Origin of the sequence: Pedobacter faecalis, from assembly GCF_030182585.1 — a bacterium.
Taxonomy (GTDB): Bacteria; Bacteroidota; Bacteroidia; order Sphingobacteriales; family Sphingobacteriaceae; genus Pedobacter; species Pedobacter faecalis.
Map to the genome: position 1 here is coordinate 475,972 of NZ_JARXOW010000001.1, position 15,872 is coordinate 491,843.

The 15,872-nt window shown below is 45.4% G+C and carries 15 protein-coding genes; 7 read left to right on the forward strand and 8 right to left on the reverse strand.

All coding sequences use genetic code 11. From position 1 onward, the window contains the following. Nucleotide 1: 1 nt before the first annotated feature. Nucleotides 2–1,468, forward strand: coding sequence for a glutamate synthase subunit beta (locus QEP07_RS02105; protein ID WP_285008304.1), 1,467 nt, complete (start codon nt 2–4; stop codon nt 1,466–1,468). 50 nt (nt 1,469–1,518) lie between these two features. Here the strand turns inward: QEP07_RS02105 and QEP07_RS02110 are convergent, their stop codons facing one another. The 4 genes from QEP07_RS02110 to QEP07_RS02125 form a co-directional block, all read right to left on the reverse strand. Continuing rightward, nucleotides 1,519–2,112 carry a hypothetical protein gene (locus QEP07_RS02110; protein WP_285008305.1) on the reverse strand — a complete coding sequence of 198 codons (594 nt, stop codon included), beginning with the start codon at nt 2,110–2,112 and terminating at the stop codon, nt 1,519–1,521. Then, on the reverse strand, nt 2,099–2,893 hold the full coding sequence (locus QEP07_RS02115; protein WP_285008306.1) for a metallophosphoesterase family protein: 795 nt from the start codon (nt 2,891–2,893) through the stop codon (nt 2,099–2,101). Before QEP07_RS02115 ends, QEP07_RS02110 begins: the two co-directional genes overlap by 14 nt. 97 nt (nt 2,894–2,990) lie before the next feature. Continuing rightward, entirely contained in the window at nt 2,991–3,536 is a 546-nt protein-coding gene (locus QEP07_RS02120) for an RNA methyltransferase (protein WP_285008307.1), read from the reverse strand. A gap of 3 nt (nt 3,537–3,539) precedes the next feature. Further along, nucleotides 3,540–4,691 carry a galactokinase gene (locus tag QEP07_RS02125; RefSeq protein ID WP_285008308.1) on the reverse strand — a complete coding sequence of 384 codons (1,152 nt, stop codon included), beginning with the start codon at nt 4,689–4,691 and terminating at the stop codon, nt 3,540–3,542. Nucleotides 4,692–4,775: 84 nt separating this feature from the next. Between QEP07_RS02125 and QEP07_RS02130 the strand changes: the two genes are divergently transcribed. Beyond that, nucleotides 4,776–5,828, forward strand: a complete 1,053-nt coding sequence (locus QEP07_RS02130; protein WP_285008309.1) for an aldose epimerase family protein — start codon at nt 4,776–4,778, stop codon at nt 5,826–5,828. Here QEP07_RS02130 and QEP07_RS02135 read toward each other — a convergent pair. The 4 genes from QEP07_RS02135 to QEP07_RS02150 all read right to left on the reverse strand — a co-directional run bounded on the left by QEP07_RS02135 (nt 5,823) and on the right by QEP07_RS02150 (nt 9,376). Further along, nucleotides 5,823–6,728, reverse strand: a complete 906-nt coding sequence (locus QEP07_RS02135) for a sulfite exporter TauE/SafE family protein (protein ID WP_285008310.1) — start codon at nt 6,726–6,728, stop codon at nt 5,823–5,825. The two genes, QEP07_RS02130 and QEP07_RS02135, sit on opposite strands and share 6 nt — an antisense overlap. A gap of 105 nt (nt 6,729–6,833) precedes the next feature. Further along, complete coding sequence (locus QEP07_RS02140) at nt 6,834–8,198, reverse strand: MATE family efflux transporter (RefSeq protein WP_285008311.1); 1,365 nt, start codon at nt 8,196–8,198, stop codon at nt 6,834–6,836. 57 nt (nt 8,199–8,255) lie between these two features. Continuing rightward, on the reverse strand, nt 8,256–8,879 hold the full coding sequence (locus tag QEP07_RS02145; RefSeq protein ID WP_256005950.1) for an AlbA family DNA-binding domain-containing protein: 624 nt from the start codon (nt 8,877–8,879) through the stop codon (nt 8,256–8,258). Between the two features lie 11 nt (nt 8,880–8,890). Further along, nucleotides 8,891–9,376, reverse strand: a complete 486-nt coding sequence (locus QEP07_RS02150; protein ID WP_285008312.1) for a DUF4442 domain-containing protein — start codon at nt 9,374–9,376, stop codon at nt 8,891–8,893. Between the two features lie 162 nt (nt 9,377–9,538). On the opposite strand from QEP07_RS02150, the gene QEP07_RS02155 reads away from it, so the two are divergent. The 5 genes from QEP07_RS02155 to QEP07_RS02175 all read left to right on the forward strand — a co-directional run bounded on the left by QEP07_RS02155 (nt 9,539) and on the right by QEP07_RS02175 (nt 15,812). Continuing rightward, nucleotides 9,539–9,724: a coproporphyrinogen III oxidase gene (locus tag QEP07_RS02155; protein ID WP_285008314.1), complete on the forward strand. Its 186-nt coding sequence runs from the start codon at nt 9,539–9,541 to the stop codon at nt 9,722–9,724. A gap of 91 nt (nt 9,725–9,815) precedes the next feature. Then, nucleotides 9,816–11,039: an MFS transporter gene (locus tag QEP07_RS02160; RefSeq protein WP_285008315.1), complete on the forward strand. Its 1,224-nt coding sequence runs from the start codon at nt 9,816–9,818 to the stop codon at nt 11,037–11,039. Between the two features lie 98 nt (nt 11,040–11,137). Beyond that, a complete protein-coding gene (gene hemF / locus QEP07_RS02165) occupies nt 11,138–12,034 on the forward strand; it encodes an oxygen-dependent coproporphyrinogen oxidase (RefSeq protein ID WP_285008316.1) in 897 nt (298 codons plus the stop codon). 122 nt (nt 12,035–12,156) lie between these two features. Then, entirely contained in the window at nt 12,157–14,706 is a 2,550-nt protein-coding gene (gene gyrA / locus QEP07_RS02170; RefSeq protein WP_285008317.1) for a DNA gyrase subunit A, read from the forward strand. Nucleotides 14,707–14,738: 32 nt separating this feature from the next. Then, entirely contained in the window at nt 14,739–15,812 is a 1,074-nt protein-coding gene (locus tag QEP07_RS02175; protein ID WP_285008318.1) for a tetratricopeptide repeat protein, read from the forward strand. Nucleotides 15,813–15,872 lie beyond the last annotated feature (60 nt).

Here is a 15,872-nt window from a genome sequence, read left to right on the forward strand (position 1 = left end):
TATGGGAAAAGTAACTGGATTTTTAGAATACGAAAGGGTTGCTCCTGTAAAAGAAGATGCACAAGAGCGCCTGAAACATTATAACGAATTTGTACACGCGCTTGAGCTGGAGGATGTGAACAAGCAGGCTGCGCGGTGTATGGATTGCGGAGTACCGTTTTGCCAGTCGGGCTGCCCGCTTGGCAACGTGATACCGGAGTTTAACGAGGCTGTATATAAAGGTGACTGGCAGCTAGCTACAACTATTTTACTGAGCACCAATAACTTCCCTGAATTCACCGGAAGGATTTGTCCGGCGCCTTGCGAATCTGCTTGTGTACTGGGTATCAACAAGTCGCCGGTTTCTATCGAAGAGATAGAAAAGCACATTATTGAGATGGCGTTCAGCAAAGGCTATATCAAAGCCGAGCCTCCACTGATCCGTACAGGTAAGAAAGTTGCCGTGATTGGTTCTGGTCCGGCAGGAATGGCCGCTGCCGCACAGTTGAATAAGGCTGGCCATGAGGTTGTGGTATACGAGCGTGATGATACACCAGGTGGACTGTTAAACTATGGTATCCCAGATTTCAAGCTTCAAAAAGATGTGGTAAGCCGCAGGATTAGTCTGATGGAGAAGGAAGGGGTTGTATTTAAGTGTAACGCCAATGTTGGGGTTAACGTAGAGCTTAACACTTTGCTTCGCGAAAATCAGGCGATTATTCTGGCAGGCGGCTCAACCATACCGCGCGATCTTCCGGCCACAGGGAGGGATGCAAAGGGTATACACTTTGCGATGGACTTCCTTAAGCAACAGAACAAACGGGTTAGGAATATCCCGGTACAGGGTGAGGACATCCTGGCGACAGGTAAAGATGTCATCGTGATCGGCGGTGGTGATACAGGCTCTGACTGTATCGGAACTTCCAATCGCCAGGGTGCCAGATCGGTTACCCAGTTTGAAATTATGCCTATGCCTTCTTCGTCCCGTACATCGAATATGCCATGGCCTACTTATCCAATGCTGCTTAAAGTAACAACCTCCCATGAAGAGGGTTGCGAACGTTTCTGGGGAGTGAACACTAAAGAATTCATTAAGGATGAAAATGGCAATCTGAAAGCAGTTAGGGTAGTGGACGTAGAATGGGAAATTGATGCGGCCGGCAGACCAGTCAATTTTAAGGAAAAGGCTGATACCGTACGTGATTTGCCATGTCAGCTTGTATTACTAGCTATGGGCTTCCTTTATCCGCAAAAAGACGGGTTATTGGAGAAGCTTGGAGTTGAGCTTGACGCGCGGGGTAATGTTAAAGCTGAGGAAGGTAAATACCAGACCAATATTGCTAAGATTTTCGCCGCCGGAGATATGCGCAGAGGCCAGTCGCTGGTTGTATGGGCGATATCTGAAGGGCGTGAGGCGGCCAGGAAGGTAGATCAGTACCTGATGGGGCACAGCAGTCTGCCTTCTAAAGATGGCATACCATACGCATAGTCTTCGTTTAATATATTTAAAGGCGCACTGCTTATGAGCAGTGCGCCTTTTTAGTATCTGACACGTAGTCCGAGTCCCAGCTGAAATACATCGGTAATGGTGAGTGCCGACATATTTTGGAAATAGTTAACCAGATAGTAATCGTTAGTGTTTGCCTCGATATAGACGCCCAGTTTTTTGATGGTATTCGTCTTAAAGAGTTTTGCTGTACTGATGTCGACTTCGTTGCTTACCGACAGGTGCGGACGTAAAGCCTCCGACCAATAGTAATAGTCTTTAGGGTATTGCTCCGTGTCGAAATTAAAGGAAAGTTCTTTATGGAAAGTATAGCTCAAAAATATACCTGGATTTAAAGGATAGAATTTAGTTGTCTTTCCAATGCCGATTTCCCAGGGCTTATAAGCGAATTTTACTGTGGCAATATTAAGTTTGCCACCTTTATTCTGTGGCACGTATCCATAATGAAAATCTAAGCGGCCCTTTTTATTCGCGAGGATATCGTATCCGGCACCGGCGCTGAAGTAGCCGATGCTGCCGGCATATTGGACTATGGCTTCATCTGGAATTAAAGCTTTAAAAATTTGGGCCTGAGCCGTCGCGCTTAAAAGGATAAGCAAAAATGGAATATATTTAGAAACTGACACGTTTGTAGGTTAAATTGTTATTAACAACCTCGATGACGAGAAACTCGCTATCGGCCATTGCACTGGTTATGATAAAGGGAACCTTTCTGTCGCCCGCAAAGTACTCTTCAAACTGGTGGGTGTGCCCGTGCAGTGAGGCGAGTAAACCCGGCGTTTGTACCATTGTATCAGTATAAGGTTTTACAAGCCCCGGATCGAAGTCTGGATTATTTGGGGGTACATGTGAAATAGCGATGTAACCGGTTACTCCATTTTCCGGCTTAAGCTGATGCTGGAGCCATTGCATATCAGGGGTTTGTCCGTTAAACTGATACTCTCTCCCGTTGGTATCGTGGCATACAAATTTAATTCCGCCGTAGGTAAAGGAATAATTTAACTCCCCGAACATGTTCAGAAATACGTCCTTCCCACGGGCTACGAGATCGTGATTGCCTACAACTGCTACGTATGGCGGGTTAAGGTCTTCCAGTGCTCTCGATATCCATTCCATTTCCTTGAGTACGCCGAACTCGGATATATCGCCAGCCAGTACAACGAAATCGATACCGGGCAGTGCGTTCACCGCCTTGCAAAAGGCGACTGTTTCGTCTCTTGATTTCTGGCTATCGCCGGTAAGTACAAAGCGAACGGTGTCGTCTGTTGCGCCCGAGCCAAGTTTCTTCAGATTTCTGTTGTTGATGTCTCTGAAGGAATTACGGTCGAACGCCTGATTGGGACTAAATTCAAAATGATTGCAGCCCGCTAATACAAGGCAAAGAAACAGGAAAAAGGATAATCTCATAGACTGTTAATTGGCAACAAAGAAAATCTATTGCGCCGACATAGTCTGTGTTTTCCTGAGGTTCTTACTTTATTAAGACAGTTTTTTGGCCGGATGATTAACTCCGGCCGGTATCTAATCTCAGTTTAGAAAAGAAATCCCACAGGACAATACCTGCCGAGATAACAATATTAAAGGAATGCTTGGTGCCAAACTGAGGAATTTCTATGCAGCCGTCGACCGCCGCCATTACCTCATCGCTGACGCCGTTTACCTCATTGCCGAATACAAGCGCGTACTTCTCCTTCGGCAGGGGTAGATAGGCGTTCAGCATCACGCTGCCTTGTGCCTGCTCAATGGCAAGTATCTTATAGCCCTGCAGGCGCAGTTCAGCGATTGCGGCACAGGTCTCAGCAACGTATTCCCAGTCGACAGACTGCGTGGCGCCTAATGCGGTTTTTTCTATTTCTCGATGTGGAGGCTGTGCAGTAATGCCGCACAGCACTATTTTTGATACGGAAAAGCCATCAGCTGTTCTGAATACAGAACCCACATTGTGCATACTCCGCACGTTATCGAGCACGACAACGACAGGCAGCTTTTCCTGATCTTTGAATTCTTCTACTGAAGGCCGGTTAAGCTCTTCTGATTTCAGCTTCTGCATGGATCAGATGCTTGAAGCACCATGTCCGATATCGCTGATATACACCGTCGGCGCGTAACCAATCCTATCCGTATAGAAGGCAGTTAGTTTGGTTTTAAAATCCTCTTCCTGTCCTTTTTTCAGTAATGCTATGGCACAGCCGCCAAAGCCAGCACCAGTCATCCTTGCACCGATCACATCGGGGTATTGAGCGCAAAATTCCACAACTGTGTCAAGCTCGCGACCGGTAACTTCATACAGCTCTTTAAGCGATTGATGAGAACCGTACATCAGTTGGCCGAAAGCCTTCAGATCGCCGCTGTTCAGCGCCTTTGCAGCATGGTTAACCCGGTCATTCTCAGCCACCACGTGGGTTGCACGCTTCAATACTACGGCATCGCTTATCAGGTGCTTATACTGATCAAATTGTTCACCGTCCAGTTCACAGAGATTACTAAGGTTCAATTCAGCGTTAAGTTCCCCAAGTGCAGTTTTACATTCGGAGACCCGCTCGTTATATTTCGACTCTGCCAGTTTACGCGGTTTGTTCGTGTTAATGATCGCCAAGTTATATTCGCCCAGGTTACAGTCGACAATGTTATGGTCTAGCGTATCGCAGTTCAATACAATTGCTTTATCGGTTTCGCCGAAGGCTACCGCAAACTGGTCCATAATACCACAGTTTACACCGATAAACTGATTCTCAACTTTCTGAGCCAGCAATGGAATATCCAGTTTGCTGTAATCCAAATTGAAATAATCGTTGAGCGCATATGCCATGGCAACTTCAATAGAGGCCGAAGAAGACAGGCCGGAGCCGATAGGGATATTGCCAAAAAACAACATATCCAATCCGGTATTGATCTCATGCTGTTTCTGCATTTCATGAAAAACACCGAGTGGATAATTATACCATTCCGGACCCGTCTTGCTATATGCTTTCTGGAGCGGCATTTCCGCATGTTCGTCGAAATTCAAACTTCTGAATCTTAGCACGCCGTCGTTGTTAGGGGCAAGGGCCAGCCAGGTACCCATGGTTACTGCACACGGCATAACCAGGCCTCCGTTGTAGTCAATGTGCTCTCCGATGAGATTCACACGTCCCGGTGTAAAATAATGTTTGGCAGGCTCCTGTCCATATATCGCTAAGAATTTTTCAGTGATTTCAGCTTTCATTTTTCAGTATATTTCAAATTTTTATTCCAGATTCGGTAAACTATTGATAGTATTGTTTAAAAAATAAGCCCTAAATATACATATATGAATACAAAGCTGATCCACACGGGTAAAATTATTGATGGAAAAGAGGTTCTGGCGGTCGAGTTAACAAACGCCAAAGGGAGTTATGTGAAGGTCTATAATTATGGAGCCATTGTCAGTAAGTTTATCGTAACCAACGCGCAGGGGGAAAGGCAGGATATTGTGCTGGGCTTTGAGGATATTGATAGTTACACCAGCGAGGCATATTTGGAAAATTATCCCTATTTGGGGGCAGTTATCGGACGGTATGCCAACCGGATTAAAGATGGGCGCTTTAATATTGACGGTAAGGAATATCAATTGTCGCTGGCTAAAGGGCAGGACACTCTGCACGGAGGAGATATAGGCTTTGATAGAAAGGTGTGGGACATATTACCCACCATTGACCCTACGGTAACGATGAGATACCTGAGTCCGGCAGGTGAGGAGAACTTTCCAGGCAACTTATTGGTAGAGCTCACCTTCAAACTTACGGATGATGATGAGTTAGTTCTCGACTTCAAAACCAGCACTGACGAGCCAACTGCTGTTAACCTGACGCATCATGGCTATTTTAACCTTTCTCCGACCGGCGGATCAGTGAAAGACCACCTGCACAGGATAGCGGCGAGTAAGTATTTAGAACAAGATGAACGATATGTAGTTACAGGTCGCCAAGTCGCTGTCGCCGGAACCAAATATGATTTCCAGGGAGCAAAGCCGATCGGCCAGGACTGGGATCCGGAGGAGGGTTACGACCAAACATTTCTGCTCGACAAAGAATATGGCGAGTTAACGCTGGCTACCGAGACTTCGGAAGCAGAGAGCGGGTTAACGCTATATGTTTATACAACGGAACCGGTTGCGCATTTTTATACAGCTAAGTTTCTTGATGTGAAGCAAGGTAAGGAGGGACGACACTACGGGCCTTATAGCGCTTTTTGCGTTGAAACCCAGCACGCACCAAATAGTGTTAATGTACCGGACTTACCGACAACTATATTGCGGCCGGGTGAGACCTACCGTCAGACAACCATTTACAAGGTTGCGCCTACCGTGATTGGACAATTATAGCATTCCGGATATGGCCTTCCAGATGATCCGTACGCTGGAAATAATCACGATTACGCCTACGCCGATAAACATCTTTTTTATGGGTAGGCGGCCTACAAGCCTGGCCGCAATTGGAGCAGCAAGTACACCACCTACGATCAGTCCCAGGATAGACTGCCAGTGACTGACACCTAGTATGAAAAAGAATGTTACGGCGCTGGCCATTGTAACAAAAAATTCGGTTAAGCTTACCGATCCGATAACATATTTCGGAGTTCGTCCTTTCGATATCAGGGTTGAGGTAACGAGAGGCCCCCAACCACCACCGCCAAACGAGTCGAGGAAGCCGCCTGCACCAGCAAGCCAGCCCGCGCGCTTTACTTTTTGTGGTTTTCTTTTTTCTTTAAATGCATTGGTGAGAATGCGTATACCCAATAGCAGTGTATAAAGAGAGATCACCGGACGAATATATACGGAAAATGCCTCTCCCGCGTAGCTGAGCAACAATGCACCGGCAATTGCGCCCAGTACCCCTGGTATAAGTAAGGTTTTGAACAGTTTCTTATTGACGTTGCCAAAGCGATAGTGGCTGAATCCTGAGGCTCCGCTCGAAAACATCTCAGCGGTATGTATACTACCCGATATAACGGCCGGATTTAGTCCGCCAGACAGCAGGAGGGTGGTCGACACAACGCCGTATCCCATCCCTAAGGCGCCATCAACAAGCTGTGCTACAAAGCCGACAAGTAGCATCCAAATAAACATGTCGTCTATTTGCCCGTATATCTGTTTTCCGTATGCAACAACCGACGCATAACCAAGTGAAGAATATAACGCATAGCCAATGAACACAACAGCAAGAATGATAAGACACAGATACGCGACCCTTTTCCATTTATTTTCCTGTGTGCTTGTTACCATATAAAATCCATCATTTTAGTAGACAATATTATTACATGTTTTCCACTTCACAAAATTATTTAGGTGATTAATGTATAAATGGTTGATTTATAGTGAGAAATAACCTTAGGCTGATATGGGCGCCGTGCCCGATACCTTTTTTCTAAACCTGAGATACAGCATGAGAGAGGCGGCGAGCAATCCAATAGTAAGACCGTACCAGATTCCGTTTACGCCAAGGCCAAGCCTGATACCAAGCAGGTACGCGAGTGGCAGGCCCAGGATCCAGTATGACATGAAAGTTATTATGGTAGGGACGTTTACATCGCCGATACCCCTGAGTATGCCGAGTCCAACAACTTGAGTACCGTCGAACAACTGAAACAATCCTGCAATGATCAGCAGGCCGCTGGCAATCTCAATAACATCGATATCTGAGGTATAAATGTATGGCAAGAGCTGATTTGCAAAGATGAAAATGAGCGCAGTCGCCGTCATAAACATCACAACGACATGGTAACTTGCAATGGCGGAAAACCTCAGATCAGCAAAATGGCCCTTACCGTAGTTATTGCCCGTTTTGATCGTGGCGGCGGAGGCTACACCACTGGCCATCATATAGGTGACTGCGGCCAGGTTGATTGCGACCTGGTGTGCGGCTTGCTCTACGGCGCCTATAGTGCCTATGAGAATGGCGGCCATGCTGAACGCGCTGATCTCGAAAACATATTGCAGGGCTACCGGTGCGCCGATCTTCAGGATCTTGATTGTGCGTACTTTTTCTATGAGCGCCAGTTTAAAATGTTTGATATAAATTTTGAAGTGCCTCGACCGCAATACATAGATGATGATCACAGTCGCCATGATCATACGATCGATTAACGTGCTTAGCCCAACGCCTGCCACACCCATTGCGCTGATCCCGAACATTCCTTTGACGAATACAATACCCAGCACTATATTGATGATATTTCCCCATACGGATATGTACATGGCCTGTTTGGTAAAACCAAGGCCCTCTGTAAATTGCTTGAAACTTTGAAAAATCATCAGTGGAATGATGGAAATACCAAGATACGCCAGGTACGGCTTTGCATGCCGGACAACTTCTGGCGACTGTCCGATATGGTCTATGACCAGCAAGGTTCCCAGATATATAAATGCGTAAAGAACTAACGAGGCTACGATATTGATCGCTAAACTGTTTGACAGCAGTTTTCCGCATTCGTCGTAATTTCTCTTTCCGTTTTCCTGCGCGATAAGCGGCGTAAGGCCATAGGCGATACCTATACCCAATACCATAACTATGGTGAACAAACTATTTACCAGCGATACTGCAGCAAGCTGAACTGTTCCGGCAAAGTGCCCTACGATGACACTGTCGGCCAGATGCACCATGGTATGCCCCAGTTGCGACACAACGATCGGCATCGCCAGACGGAGGTTGTCTGCGTAATAGGGTTTGTACTTTCGACGGATTTCCTGAAACATTTTGCAAAAGTCGGCTTTTTAAGCCGCAATTGCGTCAGCTTAAGGTGTAATAAATATTCAGACCGCTGTAAAATATTCCTCTTTCTCTGAGATATGCGGACGGATAACACCGCTGATGATGAGGCTGACCAGTATCTTCTGAGCTTTCTTATAGGAACTTCTTGTAAGCTTGCTAAACTCTTTTAGAGTTATTCTTCCCTGTTCGTTCAGATAATCAAACAACTGCTTTTCCTGATCCGTATAATTGATAATATTCGGTTCCTGGTTGTTGCTCTTTTTGATCACGTCTACCAGTATCTTACTGGCCAGAATGCTTTTGTCCTTAACGCGATAGTATACCCACCACTTCTTGTGCTCATCAAGCGCGTAGTGAGGTTTGAGCTCGCTTTCAGCGATATTGACAACAAGGACCAGCTTGTCATCTACATATACTTCTTCGAATTCGGGCTCAAGAGCAGGTTTGCAATACTGATGTGCTGCTTTGGTGATCATATACCGTTCTTCGTCTTCAGATTTGACACCTTTGATGCTGCCATCGTCGGCAACACCGATAAGCAGTTTACCCCCTTTATTATTTGCGAAGGCCACAAGGCTCTTGGAGATCTTTTCTGTACTGGTTATCGTTTTCTTAAAATCCAGTGTTGTCCCTTCGCCCTGCAAAATTAGCTTCCTGATATTCATTTCTGGTTTTTTTAATACGCTACCCTGGATATCTCACCCTGATGAAGATTGCGAATATATACTTCGTTTATCACGCTTGCGCAAATTTCTCCCTCAGAATTGCACACCTCGATGGGATAAGCCCTTATAAATTTTCCCTGAGTACTCAATGCCTGCACGGCGTCTTCCAACATCTCGTCGCTAACCTTAATCGTGAAATAGAGATTGCTTCTTCCCGGTTTGAGGTACTGAATGGATGCACTTTTAAGCCACACCCGTACTTTGAAACCTCGCCGTTGCAATAACTGATCAAAAAGGATGGCGTAAAACGGGTCCGTAGCCGAGTAAATAGTTCCACCGAATATGGAACCGTTATAGTTTCGGTTGATGATACTCCGGCTGATTTTTACATCTACTCCACGGAAACCTTTATGGAAATTTCTGATCCAAATCCGTTGAAACAACATCGGAGGGTATAGGGATAATCCCCATTTCAAGGTACGCTCTGATACGATCATGATGCTACAATATCAGAAAGATTATTGAACTATGAAAGGCCCGAAGCCTTTTTTAAAACCTTTCAGAATTCAGATTGTTCAACGATATGATAATCAATGTTTTGATAAATGTAAACTTAGTTAAACACGAAATTCATCTCTTATGAAAAGTTAATCTTAAGCATGGTTTTTGCTTTCGCTGTAGCGATTGCAGGGTCAGCATGCAACTCGACAAAAAGCGTGTCGGACGGTACAGACAGCACTCAGACAGATACTTCGATGAGTCCGTTAGATACAACGGGTACTGTGCCACCGGATACGGCAGCGATGCCGCCGGACACAACCACTATGCCACCTGATACGTTGTGAACCTGGCCCGGTAATTTAGCCGGGCATTTTTTTTCAATTTCTTGCAGATGTGTTTAATTTGTTTGTACTTTCAGCATCCAAATTAAACCATATGACTAACGGAAAACAGAGCGGAAGTGTTTCGCTTTTAATTCTCGTGGCTGCGCTCGGCTATTTTGTAGATATTTACGATCTGCTCCTCTTCCTGATCATTAAAAACAAAAGTCTTAGTGCCTTGGGTGTTGCTCCCGACCAAATTACAGAAGTTGGTCTCTATTTGATGAACTGGCAGATGGCGGGCTTACTTATCGGCGGTATTTTCTGGGGCGTTTTGGGGGATAAAAAAGGCCGGTTGTCTGTATTGTTCGGTTCTATCATCATGTACTCGCTGGCAAACATTGCAAACGGTTTTGTGACCACAATCCCCATGTACGCCGCGCTTAGGTTTATTGCGGGGGTGGGCCTTGCAGGTGAACTGGGTGCGGGCATTACCCTTGTTAGTGAAAGCATGAGCAAGGAAAACAGGGGATACGGCACAATGCTGGTAGCCGGCATTGGTTTGATGGGCGCGGTGGCGGCTTATGTTGTAGGCGATATGTTTGAATGGCGGACAGCTTTTTTTGTTGGTGGGGGACTGGGAATTTTGCTTTTACTGCTTCGATTCGGCGTGTTCGAGTCTGGTCTGTTCGAGCGCATGGCGAAGAAAGATGTTCAGAAAGGGAATTTTCTGATGCTGTTTTCAAGCAGGGACAGATTTTTTAAGTATTTAAACTGCATCCTGATTGCGGTACCCTTATGGTTTGTGGTTGGAATTCTTGTCGGCATTGCGCCCGAGTTTGGAAAAGCGCTACAGGCCAGGGACGTGCTTGACAACGGAAAGGGTGTGATGTTTACCTATATCGGTATATCCCTGGGTGATTTTTTAAGCGGCGCCCTGAGTCAGATCTTCAGAACTCGTAAGAAGATTGTCCTGATCTTTATACTGCTTACCTTCTCCACGATGCTGGTTTACCTGCTGAGTACCGGCTGGACTGCCAATGGATTCTATGTGCTCTGCGTGGTATTTGGTTTATTTACCGGCTATTGGGTGGTATTTGTGACCATCTCGGCGGAACAGTTTGGAACAAACCTAAGGGCTACGGTGACGACAAGTGTACCCAATATGGTCAGAGGTTCTCTTATCCCGGTTACATTGCTTTTTCAATACCTGCAGGCGCAAATGGGTATCATAAACGCAGCGCTTTGTATTGCTGTGCTAACGGTTGGTCTGGCACTATTTGCCTTGTATCACCTCGATGAGACTTACGGCCGGGATTTAAACTTTATTGAAGAATAGACATCTGCATTTGGTAGTGTCAAAACAATGTACTATCTCTTTAAATATCCCCTTTACAAGCGTTTATCAGCGTATCTTTGGACACAAGGGTAATCGAAATGGAATTTAGAGATCAGGTAGTAGCAGCGTTTAAGCAAATTCAGGATGAGATATGCAGGGAGTTGGAACAAACCGATGGCGGGGCCTCTTTCGAGGAGGAAAACTGGACGCGCGATGGCGGTGGCGGCGGAAGGACCAGAATTATTCAGAACGGAAATGTGCTCGAAAAGGGTGGTGTGAATTTTTCGGCTGTCCATGGTAAACTTCCCGAATCGGTAAAACGGGGACTAGGTGTAGACAGCGATGAATTTTTTGCCACAGGCGTATCAATCGTTATGCACCCGTCTAATCCATACGTGCCAATTATTCATATGAACATCAGGTACTTTGAGTTGAATGAGGGAACAAGATGGTTTGGTGGTGGCATTGACCTGACGCCGCATTATATCATCGACACGGATGCGCGCTATTTCCATCACTTGTTGAAGCAAGCCTGCGATAAATTCGATGCACAGTTTTACCCGAAATTCAAGCGAAGGGCCGATGATTACTTTTATATCCCGCACAGGGAAGAAACAAGGGGAATCGGCGGCATTTTTTATGACAGGCTAACCCCAGAAAGCACCGGTGTTTCAATTGAAGCTTTACTTGAATTTTCGGTTGAGGTCGGAAACACATTTATTCCTGTATATACAGAACTTATAGACCGGAACCGGGATAAAGAATTCAGTGAAACCGAGAAGGAGTGGCAGTACCAGCGAAGGAGCCGGTATGCCGAATTTAATCTGGTATACGATGCCGGCACCAAGTTCGGGTTGGAGACCAATGGACGCATTGAGTCTATACTGATGAGTTTGCCCCCGCTTGCCAAATGGACCTACAACCATCAGCCCGTTCCCGGATCACCAGAAGCATACACGCTCAGCAGGCTGAAAAAGGGGGTTGACTGGGTGTAATTCCCTGTTAATTTATCCGCTAAAATTTTTCCACAATGCACCGTTATGGTGCATTTTTTATTAGATTCGCAAGGTTATAGGAATACCACATTTAAATCGTTCTTAAGGAACATTAACATTTTATGGCAGAAGATTTAGAAAATCAAGAAAACGACAAAGTAATAAGAATCGATATAGATGAACAGATGCGTTCGGCATACATTGATTATTCGATGTCTGTTATCGTATCAAGGGCGCTTCCTGATGTACGGGACGGTCTAAAGCCGGTTCATCGCCGCGTTCTGTATGGTATGTTGGATCTTGGATTAACGAACAATAAACCTTATAAAAAATCAGCACGTATTGTCGGAGAAGTGTTGGGTAAATATCACCCGCATGGCGACGCATCAGTATATAATACTATGGTTAGGATGGCCCAGGACTGGAGCTTGCGCTATCTGATGGTAGAAGGACAGGGAAACTTTGGCTCAATCGACGGTGACTTTCCGGCGGCCATGCGTTACACCGAGGCACGTTTTCAGAAGATTGCAGAAGAGATGCTTGCTGATATCAACAAGGATACGGTTGACTTTCAGTTAAACTTCGACGATTCCCTGCAGGAGCCAACAGTTTTGCCTTCTAAAGTTCCGAACCTGCTGATTAACGGATCATCTGGAATTGCTGTAGGTATGGCAACGAACATGCCGCCCCACAACCTTACAGAATCTATTAATGCCACAATTGCTTATATAGACGATAACGACATCAGTATCGCTGATTTGATGAAGCACATTAAAGCTCCTGATTTTCCTACTGGAGCCATCATCTATGGTTACACAGGGGTACAGGAAGCTTTCGAAACAGGACGAGGCCGTATCGTGATGCGGGCAAAGGCCGAAATTGAATCGAATAAAGACAGAGAGACTATTATTGTGACCGAAATACCTTATCAGGTAAACAAGGCACAAATGATTGAGCGTACGGCAGAACTTATAGGTGAAAAAAAGATAGAGGGAATTTCGAATATCAAAGATGAGTCGAACAAGGACGGTATCCGGATTGTTTACGAAATAAAGCGTGATGCGAATGCCTCAATCGTCCTAAACAACCTATTTAAACAGACGGCCCTGCAAACCTCATTCAGCGTAAACAACATTGCGCTGGTAAATGGCAGGCCGCAACTGCTTAATCTGAAGGACCTGATTCGTCACTTCGTGGAGCACCGCCATGAAGTGGTTATCCGCCGGACTAAATTTGAGCTTGCCGAAGCAAAAAAGCGTGCGCACATATTGGAGGGTTTACTCATCGCCCTGGATCATCTGGATGAGGTAATCAAGCTTATCCGTAACTCTGATACCCCTGAAGACGCCAGGACCGGCTTGATGGAGCAGTTCGGCCTTACAGATATCCAGGCGAGGGCTATATTGGACATGACATTACGTCGTCTGACAGGTCTGGAACGTGATAAGATCAAAGAGGAATACAATGAATTGATGAAAACCATCGATTATCTCCAGTCTATCCTGGATGATGAAGGTAAGCGGATGCAAATTATCAAAGACGAACTGACAGAAATGTCGGAAAAGTACGGGGATGAGCGACGGACAGAAATTATTCATGCAGCCGGCGATATGAGCATGGAAGACTTTATTGAGGATGAAGAAGTCGTCATAACGATATCCCACGAAGGCTACATTAAGCGCACACCTGCTACCGAGTACCGCACGCAGGGCCGTGGGGGCAAGGGTTCTAAAGGCAGCGATTCACGAAATGAAGACTTTATTGAACACCTGCTGATCGCTTCAAATCACAACTACATGTTGTTTTTCACCGAAACCGGTCGCTGTTTCTGGCTAAGGGTATATGAGATACCTGAAGGCAGCAGACAAAGCAAGGGCCGCGCGATACAGAATATCATCAATATTCCAAAAGAGGAAAAGATCAAGGCTTATATCAAGGTGAAAAACCTGAAAGATCAGGAATATCTGGAGAACAATTATATTATCATGTGTACCAAGAAGGGAACTATTAAGAAAACCTCTCTTGAAGCTTACTCACGTCCGCGGGTAAATGGTATAAATGCGATAAACATCAATGAGGGTGATCAGCTGCTCGAAGCCAGCCTTACGACCGGCACAAGCGAGATCGTGATGGCGTTGCGTTCCGGAAGGGCCATCAGGTTCAACGAATCAACTGTCAGACCAATGGGAAGAACGGCGACTGGTGTGCGCGGCGTAACGCTTGCTCATGATAAAGATGAGGTGGTTGGCATGATTGCTGTGGATAATCCTGATAGCACCGTACTTGTGGTCTCAGAAAAAGGTTATGGTAAACGTACTGATATAGATGATTATCGCGTTACTAACAGAGGCGGTAAGGGTGTTAAGACCATCAATATTACCGATAAGACCGGGGATTTGGTTGCCATAAAGGCCGTTACAGATGCAGATGACCTGATGATTATTAACAGATCCGGTATTGTGATCAGGATAGTTGTAAGTGAACTAAGGGTGATGGGTCGTGCTACACAGGGCGTAAAGCTCATCAACCTGAAGGGAAATGATGAGATTGCATCTGTCGCACAGATTGAACATGAGGACGAGGAGGTTGAAGAGGGAGGTTCTGACGTTACGGAACAAGCGCCCGAAGACGATAACGCTAACAGCGACACTGAAACTAATGACGAGGAATAGATAAATTAAACGTTGAACTAATAATTAACAAAATGAAGAAAATACTTTTAGTTTTACTTTGTGCAGGAGTAGCATCCATTGCAAATGCACAAAAAAATGAAGTAACTGCTGCAAAAAGTGCCTGGGTGCTTCTTGCCAACAGTGGCGCCAAAACTTTGCCGGAAACGCTTAAAATGATTGAAGACGGCTTGGCGCATACCGATAAGGCAATTGCTCACGAGAAAACAAAAGAAAATGCTGAAGCATGGTCTTACCGTGCACTTCTTGCGTCGCGCGCCGCGCTGATAGATACGCTTGATTTCGCTAACTCCAAAGCAAAGCAGATTATCGCTGAAGAGGCCATTGAAAAAGCAACGACTTTTGATAAGAAAGGCGACGAGAAAGAGAACCTTCAGAACGCTAAGCTCAATATTGAGGACGCAGTAAGAAACCGAGGCGTTTTTGCTTATCGTAAAAAAGACCTCCCTACAGCACTTGAATCATTTAACGAGGTAACCAAGCGCAATCCGCAGGACACTTTTATGTTCGTAAATGCTGCAGTAATTGCGAGAGAGCTAAAAAACTATCCCGAGGTTGCGCGGAATTATAAGGCAGCCATAGCGCTTAATCACCCAGAGAGTAATATTCTGTATAAAGATCTCATTGGCATTCAGTTTAGAGAGCTCAAAGACAGTGCGGCTGCAATCGCCTTGATTCAGGAAGCGTCAGCTAAATATCCAGAAGACAGCGATCTGATCGGTATGGAAACTGATTACTATATGAAGAAAGGCGACATGGCAAAGTCTCAGGCGATGTTGACTAAGCTTATAGAAAAGAATCCCCAAAACGATACCTATCAGGTGATTATGGGCGACACTTACTTCAAACAGGCTACTGATATCCAAGATCAAAGGAATAAAGTTGATCCTAAGAAAGTGAAAGAATTTAATGAGCTTGGCGTACAAATGAAGAAGTTGTTAGATCAGTCGTTGCCTTATTATAAGGCGGCTGTAGCAATTAACCCAAAGAATGAGATAGCGCTGGATAAATTAAAGTCGATCTACTTCTTTAAGGATGACAAAGCCAATCTCGACGCGGTTCAAAAGCAAATAGATGCGTTGAAATAAGACGTTAAAACATCAGAATATAAAGAGGGACGTTATTCCCTCTTTTTTTTTAAATTTGTA